Annotated in this window: 15 protein-coding genes; 14 read left to right on the plus strand and 1 reads right to left on the minus strand. The window is 47.0% G+C overall.

The genetic code is table 11. The features are described 5' to 3' along the window. The first annotated feature begins 6 nt into the window (after positions 1 to 6). From MKY97_RS13395 to MKY97_RS13455, 13 genes are all read left to right on the plus strand, one after another. Complete coding sequence (locus tag MKY97_RS13395; RefSeq protein ID WP_342555894.1) at positions 7 to 1,104, plus strand: Gfo/Idh/MocA family oxidoreductase; 1,098 nt, start codon at positions 7 to 9, stop codon at positions 1,102 to 1,104. Positions 1,105 to 1,255: 151 nt separating this feature from the next. Continuing rightward, complete coding sequence (locus tag MKY97_RS13400) at positions 1,256 to 1,966, plus strand: glycosyltransferase (protein ID WP_342555895.1); 711 nt, start codon at positions 1,256 to 1,258, stop codon at positions 1,964 to 1,966. A 236-nt stretch (positions 1,967 to 2,202) separates the two neighbouring features. Further along, positions 2,203 to 2,952 carry a FadR/GntR family transcriptional regulator gene (locus tag MKY97_RS13405; RefSeq protein WP_342555896.1) on the plus strand — a complete coding sequence of 250 codons (750 nt, stop codon included), beginning with the start codon at positions 2,203 to 2,205 and terminating at the stop codon, positions 2,950 to 2,952. Further along, a complete protein-coding gene (locus MKY97_RS13410; protein WP_342555897.1) occupies positions 2,952 to 4,163 on the plus strand; it encodes a M20 family metallopeptidase in 1,212 nt (403 codons plus the stop codon). Before MKY97_RS13405 ends, MKY97_RS13410 begins: the two co-directional genes overlap by 1 nt. Further along, positions 4,160 to 5,731: an ABC transporter substrate-binding protein gene (locus MKY97_RS13415; protein ID WP_342555898.1), complete on the plus strand. Its 1,572-nt coding sequence runs from the start codon at positions 4,160 to 4,162 to the stop codon at positions 5,729 to 5,731. The genes MKY97_RS13410 and MKY97_RS13415 overlap by 4 nt, the downstream gene beginning before the upstream one ends. A gap of 104 nt (positions 5,732 to 5,835) precedes the next feature. Beyond that, positions 5,836 to 6,753 (plus strand): ABC transporter permease, encoded by a 918-nt coding sequence (locus MKY97_RS13420; protein WP_342555899.1) that lies wholly within the window; start codon positions 5,836 to 5,838, stop codon positions 6,751 to 6,753. Positions 6,754 to 6,768: 15 nt separating this feature from the next. Then, complete coding sequence (locus tag MKY97_RS13425) at positions 6,769 to 7,698, plus strand: ABC transporter permease (RefSeq protein ID WP_342555900.1); 930 nt, start codon at positions 6,769 to 6,771, stop codon at positions 7,696 to 7,698. A 20-nt stretch (positions 7,699 to 7,718) separates the two neighbouring features. Then, entirely contained in the window at positions 7,719 to 9,818 is a 2,100-nt protein-coding gene (locus MKY97_RS13430) for a S9 family peptidase (RefSeq protein WP_342555901.1), read from the plus strand. 198 nt (positions 9,819 to 10,016) lie between these two features. Continuing rightward, positions 10,017 to 10,376: an Asp23/Gls24 family envelope stress response protein gene (locus MKY97_RS13435; RefSeq protein WP_342555902.1), complete on the plus strand. Its 360-nt coding sequence runs from the start codon at positions 10,017 to 10,019 to the stop codon at positions 10,374 to 10,376. Between the two features lie 49 nt (positions 10,377 to 10,425). Next, on the plus strand, positions 10,426 to 11,034 hold the full coding sequence (locus tag MKY97_RS13440) for an N-acetyltransferase (RefSeq protein WP_342555903.1): 609 nt from the start codon (positions 10,426 to 10,428) through the stop codon (positions 11,032 to 11,034). Positions 11,035 to 11,122: 88 nt separating this feature from the next. After that, on the plus strand, positions 11,123 to 11,728 hold the full coding sequence (locus MKY97_RS13445; protein ID WP_342555904.1) for a pentapeptide repeat-containing protein: 606 nt from the start codon (positions 11,123 to 11,125) through the stop codon (positions 11,726 to 11,728). Positions 11,729 to 12,049: 321 nt separating this feature from the next. Beyond that, the gene (gene abc-f / locus MKY97_RS13450) at positions 12,050 to 13,528 is read left to right on the plus strand and encodes an ABC-F type ribosomal protection protein (RefSeq protein WP_342555905.1); all 1,479 of its coding nucleotides are present in this window, start codon (positions 12,050 to 12,052) and stop codon (positions 13,526 to 13,528) included. A 250-nt stretch (positions 13,529 to 13,778) separates the two neighbouring features. Next, a complete protein-coding gene (locus tag MKY97_RS13455) occupies positions 13,779 to 14,345 on the plus strand; it encodes a helix-turn-helix domain-containing protein (RefSeq protein ID WP_342555906.1) in 567 nt (188 codons plus the stop codon). A 59-nt stretch (positions 14,346 to 14,404) separates the two neighbouring features. Here MKY97_RS13455 and dapA read toward each other — a convergent pair whose 3' ends face one another. Next, on the minus strand, positions 14,405 to 15,274 hold the full coding sequence (gene dapA / locus MKY97_RS13460) for a 4-hydroxy-tetrahydrodipicolinate synthase (RefSeq protein ID WP_342555907.1): 870 nt from the start codon (positions 15,272 to 15,274) through the stop codon (positions 14,405 to 14,407). 125 nt (positions 15,275 to 15,399) lie between these two features. On the opposite strand from dapA, the gene MKY97_RS13465 reads away from it, so the two are divergent. Further along, positions 15,400 to 16,308 (plus strand): LysR family transcriptional regulator, encoded by a 909-nt coding sequence (locus MKY97_RS13465; RefSeq protein ID WP_342555908.1) that lies wholly within the window; start codon positions 15,400 to 15,402, stop codon positions 16,306 to 16,308. Positions 16,309 to 16,318 lie beyond the last annotated feature (10 nt).

The raw sequence follows: 16,318 nt of genomic DNA on the forward strand, positions 1-16,318 counted from the left end.
ACATATATGAGCAAAGTGTATCGTATTGGCATTATTGGCTGCGGCGGGATCGCAAACGGCAAACATCTGCCAAGTCTGAGTAAACTGGTGAATGTTGAACTGGCTGCTTTCTGTGATATTGAAGAAGAGCGCGCTGCAGAGGCGAAGAAGCAGTATGGATCAGCTGATGCAGAGGTATACACGGATTACCTGGAGCTGCTGAAGGACGAATCACTGGATATCGTGCATGTGCTGACACCGAACATCTCCCATGCGGAGATTTCGATTGCGGCACTTGAGGCAGGAAAACATGTTATGTGTGAGAAACCGATGGCGAAGACGGCGGCTGAAGCCCAGCTTATGCTGGAGACTGCAGAACGTACGGGTAAGAAATTGACCATTGGCTACAATAACCGCTTCCGTCAGGACAGCATGGTTCTGAAGCAGCTGTGCGAAGCAGGAGAGCTTGGTTCGATTTATTTTGCCAAAGCCCATGCCATTCGCAGAAGAGCCGTGCCGACTTGGGGTGTATTTCTGGATGAAGAGAAACAAGGCGGCGGACCGCTGATTGATATCGGAACACATGCACTCGATCTGACATTGTGGATGATGAATAATTACCAGCCCAAAGTTGTTCTTGGCACCACGCATCACGAACTTTCACAGAGAGAAAATGCTGCAAATGCGTGGGGGCCGTGGGACCCTCAGAAATTCACGGTTGAAGATTCGGCTTTTGGTATGATTGTAATGGAAAACGGGGCAACCATCATGCTTGAATCCAGCTGGGCACTGAACTCGCTTGATGTGGATGAGGCCAAGTGCAGTCTGAGCGGCACCGAGGCAGGCGCGGATATGAAAAACGGGCTTCGAATCAATGGCGAGAAATTCAGCCGTCTGTATACCAATGAAATAGAACTCAGTTCAGGCGGCGTGGACTTCTACGAAGGACAGTCGGAACAAGCCCCGGATGTCGAGATGCGCAAGTGGATCGAAGCGATCGATAACGATGTGGAGCCAGTGGTAACACCAAAGCAGGCGCTGGTAGTATCGCAGATTTTAGAGGCGATCTATGAGTCTGCGCGTACGGGCAAGGCCGTTTACTTCGATAATAACGGGAAAGATTAACGTATTTTTCTATGTGGTTTAGAGTAGACCTTTGTCCTTCTTGAGGACAGAGGTTTTTTGCGTTATTTTTCAGTAACCAGAGGGAGCAGTCTATACCTGATATGAATCAGGCACATAGGATGACAGAAAATGAGCTGAAAGGGGGGGGGTTATGGCCAGAGTCCATACGTATCCGGGAGTATCCATTATTGTTTGCACCAATCGGCCGCAATTTCTTAATAACATTCTGCAGAATTACCGGCGTCAACGCTACAAAAGTAAAGAACTCATCCTTATTCTGAATTTGGACCGCATGAACATGCGTTTGGTACAGAAAAAGATACAGAAATACAAGCATGTCCACGTATACCGGGTGCCGGAGCGCATATCGCTTGGGCAGTGTCTGAATGCCGGGATCACGCGGGCTCGCTGTTCACTCATTGCGAAGATGGATGATGACGATTATTACTCTCCTTACTATCTGCAAGAACAAGTAGGTGCACTCCGCCGAACCGAAAGTGATATTGTGGGCAAACACTCTTGTCTGGTCTATCTGGAAGCTTCTCGAAGTTTATTAATGAGATCGCCTGGCGAGAACAACAAACCAGTAGAATTTGTGCAGGGAGGTACGCTGTTATTTAGAAAAAAGGTTTTAAAACGAGTCCGCTTCACCGATCGATCTGTCGGAGAGGATGTAACGTTTCTCAGACAGTGCAGGAAGAGAGGATACAAGACGTATGCGACCTCACCTTACAACTATGTATATCTACGCAGACAGAATAAAGCGAGCCATACCTGGAGAGCAGAGGATCAGTTCTATCTCGAAGGAAGCGAGCGTCTCGCTGTGACTGGTCATTTCAGACCTTTTGCAGATAAAAAATGATTGCGGCTAAAGAACGATAGAAGATAAAAAAGCTATTCTGATCAAAAGAGGTTCTGGCCAGAGACAGAGCGTCTTTTTCTTTATTTTCCAATGTTCCTTGATATGGGAAGGTGTACGCTGAGTTCATCATTAAAAATAAATGTTGAATTTTATCAAAAAAAAGTATTGCATATAAGTTTAGTCGGAATTATATTAATGGTATAAGGTCTAGACCATAAACAGATCGGAGTGTTCAGATGTCTAATCCATTCTCCTTTCGTTTCGAAAAAGTATCGACTAAAAAGGTTAGCGAATTTATTCGGGAGCAGCTGGAGGAAGCTATTATTTTAAAAGAGCTGATGAGTGAGGAGCAGTTACCCGCTGAACGGGATTTGGCCGAGATGTTTGATGTGAGCCGCATTACGGTTCGCGAGGCGCTCTCCGCGCTGGAAGACAAGGGACTGATCGAGAAAAGAGTAGGCGCAAAAGGCGGAACATTTGTGCTGCCGCTAACGGTCAATTCTCATAAACGTACGCGGGAAGAGATCAAAAAGGGCTGGGCTCAGATGCTCAAGGTGTTTGAATACCGAACGATTATTGAGCCAGAGGCAGCTTTTCTGGCTGCTGAGCGGATCACCGCAGGCGAACTGGAACAGCTGCAGAACTATGTGGAGCAAAGCGTCGAACCCGATTGCACAAGGGAATGGTTCAGGGCACTGGATGTAAAATTTCATCTGACCATTGCTAAAGCATCTGGTAATCCATACTGCGAAACAGCGGTCAGACAGATTCGAACCAAGATTAATCCGGCACTGGATTTAATGCCATACGACGAGCGAATCCGCTCGGTAAACTATGAGGTACATATGGAGATTCTTGAAGCACTGAAGTCACGTGACAGCATCAGATCCCGGGATACGATGAAAAGGCATATCGAGTTTTCGGCTGATGCGATCTATGCCCGGCTTGTGTCTGAATCGAAGGAACAGGAAAGGAATGACACCTAATGAAACAATCCGAATTCATCCGGCTGGCACAGCCGCTGCAGACCAAATTAAGTGCCTGGCGCAGAGATTTACACCGCCATCCCGAGATTGGTTACGAAGAACATCGCACCTCTGCGATTGTTGCTGAGCACCTGGAGCAGCTTGGACTGGAGGTCACACGTCATGTTGGAAAAACCGGAGTAACGGGTCTGCTTCGCGGAGAGACAGATGGCCCGACCTTCGCCCTTCGAGCTGATATGGATGCTCTGCCTATTGAAGATCAAAAGACAGTTGAGTATCGTTCGACAGTAAGCGGCAAGGCTCATCTCTGTGGTCATGATGCACATACCTCGATTCTGATGGGGGCAGCCGAGCTGCTCACGAGTCTTGGAAGGCCCAAATCAGGAAATATCAAATTTATTTTTCAGCCTGCGGAAGAGGGACTTGCCGGTGCAAGATCCATGATTCAGGATGGGGTGCTTGAGAATCCTAAGGTGGATGCGATTGCTGGCCTCCACATGACACCAAGTCAGGATACGGGAACAGTGGGGGTGAGCCAGGGGGTTGCCTTTGCATCAGCTGATCCGCTTGTTATCAAGATTGTTGGTCAGGGAGGTCACGCGGCCCGTCCGCATGAAGGCATCGATGCCATTGCCGTATCAGCCCAAGTCATCACCGCACTGCAGAACGTAGCCAGCCGTATGGTTGACCCGCTCGAACCTGTCGTCGTCACCATTGGCAAAATTACCGGAGGTTACATGGGGACTGCCATTGCGCCAGAAGTGGAGATGATCGGAACGGTTCGTACGTTATCTCCAGCAGTGCGTGAACGCATGCCGGCTATGATTCAACAAGTGGTAGGCGGCATATGCAGTTCGTTTGGAGCCGAATGTGAAGTGATCTATGGCGACGGTTATCCAGTTGTTGTGAATGATCTTGGCATGGTTGATCTGCTGACCGAAGTCTGTGAAGAGGTTAATGCGCAGAAGGGGTGGAGTTACATCAAACCGTCAACTGGCGGTGAAGACTTTGCGTTTTACTGCGAACATGTTCCAGGAGTGTTTTTCCGGTTAGGGTCCGGCAGTGAAGAGGAGCGCACACGTTACCCGCTTCATCATCCGAAGTTTGATCTTGACGAGACGGTTATGCCTTATGGTGTAGGCCTGCTGTCCGCAATAGCACTTGAATTTTTGGCAAGGAATACAACTTCCAAGGGGGAAGAAGCACAATGAAAAAGAGACAATGGACAGGTTTGTGGATTACATTGCTGGCAATCGTTATGGTATTGAGTGCATGCGGCGGAGGCGGCAAGGATACGGCGAACAATACGACAGCTGAGGGAAGCGGGACCGAAGGGTCATCTGCCAGCAGCACATTAACGATTGCTGCGGCAACCGATATCGAAAGCTTTGATCCGCACAACAATAACAATACAGCCAGTGAAGCTGTGCTTGTAAACGTGTTTGATTATTTGGTGAAAAACGATAGTCAGCAGAAAAAAGTACCTGCACTTGCCGAATCCTGGGAACAGGTCAATGATACAACATGGAGATTCAAACTGCGTGAAGGCGTAACATTCCACAATGGTGATCCATTCACATCCGCTGATGTGAAATACACGCTGGAGCGTGTCGCCAAGGATAATACGCTGAAACAAAACAGTTATTTCAAAAACATCGTTGAAGTTAAAGCGGTGGATGAGCATACGGTAGACATCGTTACCGATGGACCGGACCCGCTGCTGCTTAACCGCCTGTCCAAAATGGGCGCCGGCATGCTGCCTGCAAAATATATTGAGGACAAAGGAATGGACACGTTCCTGAAAGAGCCTGTAGGTACAGGAGCGTACAAGTTCAGCAAATGGACCAAAGACGACCGTGTCGTGCTTGTGAAAAATGAAAATTATTTCGGCGGTGAGCCGAAGTGGAATGAAGTGGTGTTCCGAGTGATCCCTGAAGCCTCCACACGTGTATCTGAGCTGCTTGCTGGCGGCGTTGATGTGGCTGCATCGATTCCGTCGACAGACATTGCACGAATCGAAGGGGAAGCGGATAAAAAAATTGTGAAAGCGCCGATTCAGCGTGTTCTTCAACTGATTTTCCGTCAAACCGAAGGCAGTATCACAGCTGATCCCAAGGTACGTGAGGCGATTGATCTCGCCATTGACAAACAAGGTATTGTCGACAGCATTGCTGGCGGAGCAGGCATTGTTACACGTACATCCGTAACACCAGGCAACTTCGGTGCTGAACCCTCACTGTACAAAACATCGCTGTATGATTTGGACAAAGCCAAACAGCTTCTGAAAGAAGCAGGCTACGAGGAAGGAAAAGCCGAGATGACAATCTCCGTTTCTTCCCAGTACAAGGAGCAAGCTGAAGTTACTGCTGCCATGCTGGAACAGGCCGGATTCAAAATCAATCTGGATGTACTTGAGCCAAGTGCCTTCAGTGAGCGCTATAGTTCCAAATCATTCAAGGAAATGTTCATGATTGGCATCGGGAACTCGCTGTTTGACGCTTCCAATAACTACAACCGTTACATGGTGGAAGAAGCCAAAGGCGAATCCGATTACAACAATCCGGAAGTGGAAAAGCTGCTTCAATCTGCTCTTGTGAACATGAACCCGGAATCTCGTGAGAAGGAATATCAGCAAGTACAGCAGATTTTCGCAGAAGAGCGTCCCGCTGTATATTTGTATCAAATGGAAGGCGTGTATGGAACCAATGACAAAGTGAACTTTGCACCGCGCAGTGATGAGATGTTCTATGCTGACGAGATTACACCTGCTGCAAAGTAAGATCAGGCTATAACACCTGTCATTGCATGAGTAAGCCGTGAACGGCAGGGACTGGATGAACAAGTTCCTGCCGTTCTTTTTTGAAAAGGGGAGGTGAGCCGGAAGTGGGCAAATACATAGTCAAATCGTTACTTCAGGTTATTCCGGTGTTGTTTATCGTGTCTTTAATCGTATTTATACTGGTCCGGGTAACCGGTGATCCGGTTGCGTTAATGCTGCCTGAAACCGCAACGGCGGAAGATCGGGCTGTGTTAACCCAGGCATTGGGGCTGGATCAGCCTTTATATACGCAGTATGTGAAGTTTCTTGGCAGTGCAGTCCAAGGGGATTTCGGCCAATCCTTCCGTTATGGGCAGCCTGCGCTCGAACTTGTGCTGGAGCGATTGCCAGCCAGCTTTGAATTGGCTGCCGCCGCCATGTTTTTTGCCGTATTAATGGCTGTGCCTTTGGGGGTAATCTCGGCCGTAAAAAGAAACACGTTCACCGATCTTCTGATTTCGGGCATTTCGGTCATCGGGAAAGCGATGCCCAACTTCTGGATGGGTATTATGCTGATTCTGCTGTTTTCTGTCATGCTGGGAGTTTTGCCGGTTTCGGGTCGCGGCGGCTTGTCTCATCTGATTCTGCCCGCTTTTACGCTGGGAGTTGGATTGGCGGCTCAGATGACAAGGCTGATTCGATCCAGCATGCTGGAAATTTTGAATCAGGACTACATTCGGACTGCACGCAGCAAAGGACTCGGACGAATGACGGTGATTGCAAAACATGCGTTCCGCAACGGCTTAATTCCGGTTGTGACCATTATGAGCCTGCAGTTTACCAGTTTGATCGGGGGCACTCTGATTACGGAAACGGTATTCTCCTGGCCTGGTTTGGGACAGCTGCTTGTTGTGGCAGTAAATACCCATGACATGGCTATTGTACAAGCTGCCGTGTTTGTCATCGCTTTTATCGTCGTGATTGTCAATATTATGACCGATGTGTCGTACAGGCTGCTGGACCCGCGTATCAAATATGACTAGAGGGAGGTGCGATTGATGAGAGACAATAATGAAGTTTCAGTTCCGGGTACAGCACAGAACAATCATAACCAGCCTATATCCAACGGAATTCGCTCCATCTGGCATCAGCTCATCATCAGCAGGACCGGATCATTCGGTGCGGTGCTTGTATTGGTTGTTGTCCTGATTGCCATAGCCGCACCTCTGCTTACCAGTCATGACCCGGCAGCAGTTAGTCCGCTGAACCGTCTCAAACCACCTGTATGGCTTGAAGGCGGAACAGCCGAATACTGGCTGGGAACCGACAACCTGGGCAGAGATATGTGGAGCCGAATCGTGTATGGCGCTCGCGTATCTTTGATTGTGGGTATGGGCGCTGTGATTGTCTCCGGAATCCTCGGAGCGATCTTGGGTTTGATATCCGGATTCTATGGAAAATGGCTGGATGCTCTGATTATGCGTGTGGGTGATGCCTTCATGGCCATCCCGACAATTCTGTTTATGCTTGTTGTGATGGCAATTGTTGGTCCGGGGATGACAACACTGATCTTGGTTATCGGTGTAACGAACTGGGTTCCATTCACACGAGTCGTGAGAAGTGAAGTGCTCAGCATTAAAGAGCGTGATTTCGTATTTGCAGCCCGATCCATTGGGGCCAAGAACGGACGTTTGATTATAAAGCATATTTTGCCTAATATTCTCTCCTCGTTTATTGTCATCTGCGGCATGAATGTGGGTACAACGATCATCATGGAAGCTTCGCTCAGCTTCCTCGGGCTGGGGATTAAACCGCCGGATGTATCGTGGGGCGGCATGTTAAGTGATGGTCGGCAGTACGTGGCAACAAGCTGGTGGGTTGCAGCATTCCCGGGTCTTGCGATTACGTTTACCGTGCTGGGTGTCATTTTCCTCGGTGATTGGTTGCGGGATGTCCTTGATCCGCGTACAGAGTCAACTCATAAATAAAACAGAAGGGAGATATGGCTATGAATAAAAGCCCGATTACACCGGAGGATCTGTATCACTACCGCTGGATCAGTCAGCCTGTAATTAGCGCAAGCGGGCAGGTTGCATACGTCGAACAAACCATTGATCAGGCGAAGAACGAATACAGCACACAGATTCGGGGGATTTCACTGGATGGAACAGAAGATGTAGCATTGACTCACGGAATGCATGATTCATCGCCTGCATGGTCACCTGATGGCAGCAGGCTGACTTTTCTCCGCTCGACTCAGGGGGGGAAAGGATTGTGGTCTCTTGATCCGGAGGGATCAGAACCGGTTATGCTTATATCTCCTGAACGTAAAATATCGAGTTACATCTGGTCACCAGATGGGAAATATATCGCTTTTACCAGTAAAGTTCATTTGGTTCAAGTTCAACCCAGAGACGACGAGAACCCGAAAGACGAAAACGCTGAACCGGCTGTCCAGCTCTCATCTGCATTGCGCGGAAGCGTTTATGAGCGAACCACGCCAAAGGCCGAAGGCGCAGGGTGGTGGGATGGTCAATACAGTCACTTGTTTGTGTACGAGATGATAAGCGGACACATCACACAGTTGACATCGGGATTGTGGAACATCACTACACCGGTCTGGTCACCGGACAGCCAGAAGCTTGCATTTATCTCGAAACAAGTACAAGAAGAGGAAGCTGACCCGGACCTGCTTCACCATACGGACGTCTTCATGATTACTGTAGAAGCGGGGGAGGAAGCAGCGCCTTATAAAATAACAGATTCCAGTCTGCAGATTACCCAGTTCTCCTTCACACCGGATGGTAAACAGCTTATTTTGATCGCCAGTGATCGCAAATATGGGAGTGGAAGTCATCATCAACTGTTTACCATTCCGGTGCAGCGAGGTGTACCCAGGCTGGTCGCACCCGATTTAGACATGCAGATCGGTAATGCTGCACTGGGAGATATGAAGTCGGCAGCTGCTTCCCCTTCGCCGATCATCAGCCGCTCGTTTCCAAAGCAGGGGTTTTATGTACTGGGCACCTGTCAAGGCAGTGTGGATGTATACCGGATTCAGCCAGATGGCAGCTGCGAAACGATCACGCCTCCGGGAGAGAAGGATGTATATCAATATACAATTGCTGCTGATGAGAAAACGCTGGTGGCTGCAGTCTTAACGGATACACATCCCGGAGAGCTGTACACTGTAGAGATGGGGAGCGGTACCATGACCAGACTCACCCGCCGCAATGATGAGTTTATGGCTAAACGGATCGTAAATCCTCCCGTGCGGATCGAATTCCCATCATCAGACGGCTGGTTAATCCAAGGGTGGCTGGCAGTGCCTGACTTGGCAGAAATGGAATCGACTGCAGCTGTGAATTCAGATGAAGCAGCATCCGTAAACCGAAGAGGAGAAATCGGACTCAAGAAGAAGCTTCCTTTGATTTTGCAGATTCATGGCGGCCCTCACGCGATGTATACGGGAGCGTTCAGTCATGAAATGCAGACCCTTCTCGCCGAAGGATATGCTGTCTTATGGGTTAATCCTCGCGGCAGTATGGGCTATGGACAGGAGTTCGCCAGAGCCTGTAGGGGTGATTTCGCCGGTGGTGATTATCGGGATTTGATGGAAGCTGTGGATCATGTCTTGTCATCTTACGAAATATTGGATGAATTCCGTTTGGGCGCTGCAGGTGGGAGTTACGGAGGTGTTATGACCAACTGGATCGCTGCTCATTCCAACCGTTTTAAAGCCGCTGTGACACAGCGATGCATCTCTAATTGGCTGTCCATGTATGGCACAAGCGATATTGGAATTTCCTATGTAGAAGGCGTAATTGGAGGCAATCCTGCGGAGCATGCTGCTTATCTGTGGTCCCGTTCCCCGCTCGCTCATGCTCATAACATCGAAACGCCACTGCTGATTATGCATGGGGAAGAGGATTACCGTACGCCTATTGCTCAGGCAGAGGAGCTGTATACAACCTTGAAGCGTTACGGCAAAACCACCAAGCTGATTCGTTATCCGGGTTCAAATCATTCTTTGTTAAAAAGCGGCAAACCTTCGCTTCGCGTTGACTGTTTTGAACAGGTGATTGCTTGGTTTAATCATTATCTGTAGACTACATTGAGATGAAGACGTTGTAGTGGACACGGTACTTATCATGAAACATCCTTCTTCACACATAAATGAAAGCCGGAAACCGCAAAAATTTGCGGTTTTTTTGTTTTATACTGAAAAAGTTGAATTTCATTTCAAGGTGATATATATTTTAATCAAATGATATAATTATCTATCAAAATTACGGAGGCGATTCATATGCTGATTCAAAAAACGACAGGTCTTATCGAAATATCGGATGATGTCATCTCCAAAATGGTCGGTAAAATAACAACAGCCACCCGTGGAATTGCCTCAATGTCAGCGGGATTGGCAGAACGTATCGGCAAAATATGGAGCGGCCGCAGCCTGCAGCAGGGAGTTACTATCCATAGAGAAGATCATCATTTGGAGATTAACGTTAAAATCATCGTGCATTACGGCAGTAAAGTACATGAAGTTTGCAGAGAATTGCAGCATAAAGTCATTGAGCAGGTAGAGCATCTTACCGGGTTATCCATTCATGCGGTGAATGTCACCGTGGAAGGCATCGCTCCTGTCCCGCTGCCAGCGCAGTAGTAAAAAATTCACAATCCGCAATAATACGTATATTTGAGGAGTGACCGTTATGAGCAAAGTATCGATTGTAAAAGCAAGGCCGCATACCGTCGTTGGCGGGAAATTAACAGAAATGGCGCTGGATTATATGAAGTTTTCCCTGGCGGGCTCAAGAGAGCCCGCAGTTGTAGATCAAACATTTCAAAAGCTTTGGAAAGCCCGCAACAATCGTTTTAGTCACGAGTATGCTTATGAAGCCGTGCGGGGTGGCAAAACACTCGGTATGATAATGTGTTATCCAACCCCTTTGATGAACAAACTTGCACTGCCTACTTTTACACAGCTGTTCAATCTAAACAGTTGGAAACTGATTGGATACAACCTGCGCAACTGGAAAGAGTTCTATACCATGGTAACGCTGAAGGAAGCCGAGGATGATGAATATCATATCGGTACGATTGCGACACTTCCAGAGAGCAGAGGACTTGGAGTCGGCACGGAGTTGATCTATCATGCGGAAAAGCAGGCAGTTCTGAACGGTTTTGCGAAATCTTCATTAACCGTCAAGCAGGAAAATGCGGGTGCGATCAAATTGTACGAGCGGCTGGGGTACAAAACGGTTGGAGAGATTAACAAACCCGCCGTATCCATGTTCAGGATGTCAAAGACACTTATATAAATGACGTTGATATTCATATGGTATAGTAGAATAAGTCGTTTTGAATAACAAAGTTGACGTTAACACTATACCAAATGAGGTGTAATATATGTATCAGTATAAAGACCAGGAATACGAGGGCGTTCATTTTGAAGGACGTGATCTGCGATATGGCGAGCTGATCAGCTGCGTGTTCAAACACTGTACGTTCATGAATGCTTCTATGGAAGAGATTGAAACCAGCCACTGCCGTTTTATCGAATGTGATTTCAAGGGCGCGTTGATGAATGGATCGATGCATACGGAGTCTGCATTTGAGAATTGTTTATTTGGTGGGGCGAACCTGTTTGCGTCCAAATTCACAGCATGCAAAATGACGGGGTCGGATTTTTCCGGTGCCCAAATGGACGGTATAACCCTTTTTAAAGGGGACTGGTCTTATACGAATCTGAGATATACACGGCTCGGAAAACAGGATCTGCGGGGGATTCGTTTCTTGGAAGCAGACCTTGCTGAGAGCGATCTGAGCAAAGCGGACCTGCGTGATTGTGATCTGACGAGAGTATCTATGAGCAAAGTGAAACTGCAGGGAGCTGATCTGCGAGGTGCCATTCTGGATGGAATAGATCTGAAATCACTGGATTTCAAGGGAGTACGTATCGATCGTGAACAGTCCGTTCTGATTGCCCGCTCGCTCGGAGCAAAAGTGGACTAGCCGTGTTTGCTTCTAACCAATTTGTACATAGGCTTCCGAATTATGCTTCAGCATGAACAGGGCTAATCTAAAAAGGAGGTGAGAAAGTGTTGAATGAACTGGAGATTGTGGATGTAATTGTGAACCTGTCATTAAACGCAAATTATGGCATGGTTCACAAAACATAATAAAACAGAATCCGGACATGTTAGTGCGCGATAAACATTGTAATGAAATTTTTTGCGTTGTCCTGATTATGTTCAAATATGAAAGTGATTCAGACCATGTCAGGTTGTACACTGCCCGACAACTTTTATATTTCACATAAAAAGGATGATCAATATGTCTATAATCAACGTTACCAATCTGACCTTTGCTTATGAAGGCAGTTACGATAATATATTCGAGAATGTAAGTTTTCAGCTCGACTCGGATTGGAAATTAGGGTTTACCGGGAGGAATGGTCGCGGAAAAACGACATTTCTAAATCTATTGTTGGGCAAATATGAATACAGTGGTCATATTTCGGCCAATGTCAGCTTTGATTATTTTCCCTTTCATGTGCAGGATAAGGGAGCTGTGACGGTTGATATCGTTGCCCAGATTGTTCCTGATTTTCTCCAATGGCAATTGATAAAAGAATGTAACCTGCTTCAACTGTCTGAAGAGGTCCTTTACCGACCATTCGATTCACTATCGAATGGAGAACAAACCAAAGTGATGCTGGCTGCGTTGTTCCTGAAGGATAATCAATTTTTGCTCATCGATGAGCCCACCAACCATCTGGATCTGCATGCGAGAAAGCTGGTTAGTGAGTATCTCCGCAGCAAGAGCGGATTCATACTGGTTTCTCACGATCGCTCTTTTCTGGATCATTGTGTAGACCACATTCTGTCTATTAACAAAACAAACATTGAGATTCAGAAAGGTAATTTTTCAGCTTGGTGGGAAAACAAAAGAAGACAGGATCAGTATCAACTCGCAAGCAATGAAAAGCTGATTAAGGATATCAAACGACTATCAGACTCGGCTAAGCGGACCGGGAGATGGTCTGATTTGGTCGAGACAAGCAAAAATGGAACCCGAAATTCCGGGTCCAAAGTGGATAAAGGTTACATTGGGCACAAGGCTGCAAAGATGATGAAGCGTTCCAAAAATATCGAGCAGAGGCAGCAGTCTGCCATTCAGGAGAAATCCAAACTCCTGAAAAACATCGAAATCGCCGATCGTTTACAAATTCATCCACTGTCTTATCACAAAAATGAGCTGGTCGAATGTGACCATGTATCGATCTATTATGATTCCAATCTGGTGTGCAAGGATATAAATTTCAAGTTGGAAAAGGGCGATCGTATTGCACTTTATGGTGCAAACGGATCAGGCAAATCAAGTCTGCTTAAATTAATCTGTGATGAAGATATTTCCCATACGGGTGCTGTTCTCAAGGATCAACAGCTGAAAATATCATATGTATCACAGGATACATCGAATCTCAGCGGTAATCTGTCTGACTATGCTGTCAGCGAGGGGATAGACGAGACTTTGTTCAAATCAATTTTGAGAAAGTTGGATCTATCCGGACTGCAGCTGGAGAAAGATATCTTGACCTTCAGCGCAGGACAAAAGAAGAAAGTACTCATAGCCAAAAGTCTCAGCGAGCAGGCTCATCTGTACATCTGGGATGAACCGCTGAATTATATCGACGTTATTTCACGGATGCAGATCGAAGAATTGCTTCTGAACTTTGCACCAACCCTGCTTTTTGTGGAGCATGACAGTGAGTTCTGCACAAATATAGCCACCAAAGTGATCGAACTGTAACACAGCACGAGATAAGTAAGAAACCCAGTCTTTCGGGTTTGGAAGACTGGGTTCTCAGCAATCTGAAGCCGCCTTTGGGCGGCTTTTTACTATGAAATAGACAAGGACTTAACATTATGCAGCTCTCACATTGGTTTTGTGAAGAAATATGATATAGTTAGATGATACAAAGAAGATCATATGATATATATTCTGATCAAATAGAGAAAGTGATACTAAAACAAATACCTAAGTAGAGGTGCAGTTCGCTATGAAAAAAGAGAAGTTAACATTCAAGCAAAATCGAATGTATACCATATTGGATGAAGCAACCAAGCTTCTTATCGTGAAGCCGAATGCATCGATGAATGATATTGCTGAGGCAGCGAACATCGGAATTGCCACATTACATAGATATGTCGAAAGCCGTGAACAGCTGATGATCCATCTGGCGATGCGTGCAATTGATGTTGTGAACGAGACGCTGCAGCAGGTTAAGCTGGATGAGGATCGTGTAGAACAATATATCCCCGAGCTGATTGAAGCGCTAATACCGCTGGGGGACAAGATTTATTTTCTGGGACATGATGCCGCTGTTAACTACAGCGCGGACATTGAAGAGGCTTATCTGAAGCTCAGAGAGCCGGTGCTGCACGCCATCGGGGTGCTTCAAGAGAAAGGGTTTTTCCGTTCGGATATGGATAAAATGTGGATGGTTGAAGTGCTGTATTCTATTCTCTTCCTGACATGGCAGCAGGTGATCACCGGTAATATCGCCAGAAATGCAGCACCTGCTCTTGTGGTGGATACGTTCTATCACGGTTTTGCTGCAAAATAGAAGCTGCACGTGAAACAGATTTGCACAGGTAAAGCCGCAGAAGAATCTGCGGCTTTACTTTATAGTGCAATCTTTGCTTTCAACTGCTCTGATGCTGGCATCAAAGGCAGACGCAGCTGATCGGAAGCAATAATGCCCTGCTTGGCAAGCAGATGTTTCAGCATAGCGGGAGCAGGCTCTTCAAAGAGATTTTTAATGAATGGAAGCAGCTGCGTATAGAGACGGTAAGCCTCTTCTTTTTCACCGGCTGCAAAACGGTTGTATACTTCCAGGAAACGCTCTGGATTAATACTGGCCGATGCCATCATGCCGCCGGCTGCGCCTTTCGTTAACATTTCGTAGAAGAATGTATCATCTCCGCACAAAATGGGCTTGGAGCCGCAGCGTACCAGTTCAGTCATGAGGTCGAGGTTATTTGTGCTATCCTTAAGGCCAATAACGCCATCGATGTTCATAATTTTCTTCATCATATCGATAGAAACTCTAACACCTGTACGGGCCGGGATTTCGTATACCATCACAGGGATGCCTACGCCGGCTGCCATGCGGAAGTGCTCATAAATGCCTTCTTCGGTTGGTCTATTATAATATGGCGTAACAACAAGAACAGCGTCAGCTCCGAGTGCTGCGGCTTTCTTCGTTCTCGCCACCGTCGAAGCCGTGTTATTGGTTCCCGTTCCAACCATAATGGGTACGGACGAGTTGATGCTGCTCAGTGTTTCCTTCGCGGCCTTCACAAGCTGTTCCACTTCATCCCAAGTCACGGTAGGTGATTCTCCTGTCGTACCATTGATCACCAAGCCATGAATACCGCTGCTTGCCATAACTTTGATGTAGTTTTGGAACGAAGGAAGATCGAGTTCGCGTTCTTTGGTAAAAGGTGTGATCACAGGTATATAAATACCTTGAATCTGTTGTTCGGTTAACATCGTATGACCCCCAAATGTATGTTGGAATTCCATTTCATTCACTTTACCATGGGAAAAGGTATCATAGTTAGCTATAATAGATGATGGGTGTTATCAATAATTTTGATGATGAGAGGGAACATAAGATGGATTTGAATTATTTTCAAACCTTTCGGGAGGTTGCACTGCGGCAGAGCTTCACCAAAGCAGCTGAAGAACTTGGGTATGCACAGTCGAGTGTCACAACCCAGATTCAAAAGCTGGAGAAAATCTATCAGGTCAAACTGTTTGAACGATATAATAACAATAAAATTCGGCTGACATCAGCTGGCGAAGAGTTATTTAAACTGTCAGGACAGCTGCTGGAGATATTCGAGCATTCTCAGGAGAAATTGACCAAGCAGGGCGGGGGTTCGCTTACCATCGCAACAATGGACTCGCTTGCTTCCTATTATCTGCCTGAGCCCATTCAAACGACACGGAAACAATATCCTGAGCTTGGCATTCGGCTTCAGACAGATCGAGAAGATCTGATTCTGCAAAAGGTAAGAGAAGGAGAGGCGGATGTCGGTCTCATTCTGGCGAATGCCTCGCCCGAATCGGGTTTGCAATGGATTACAATCCGCGAGGAGCCGCTGGTGCTCATCGTGAACTCGGACCATCCACTCACGGCCAGATCCAAGGTTGCATTGAGTGATTTGGCAGATGAAGAATGGATTATGCCGGAGGATTCCTGCAACTACAGGCAGCTTCTGGAGAGAGTGCTGAGAACGAACGGAATTCCATACAAAGTGGGTCTGGAGCTTGGAAGTCCTGAGGCGATTAAACGGAGTATTATGGCTGGACCAGGCATTTCACTTTTGCCGCAGATGATTGCTCTGGATGAGATTGAGAGACAGAAGCTCACAGTGCTGCCGCTGGTTCATACCGAATTTACCATGGAGATTCAACTGGTGATTCATACGCGAAAATGGATATCTCATGCACTGCAGCAGTTTATCACGAATCTGGGTGCCAGAGAATCCGATTGGCTGCCTGCGCGGGCGGAAATGTAAACGGTGAAAG

Source organism: Paenibacillus sp. FSL R7-0652 (genome assembly GCF_038595045.1).
Lineage (GTDB): Bacteria > Bacillota > Bacilli > Paenibacillales > Paenibacillaceae > Paenibacillus.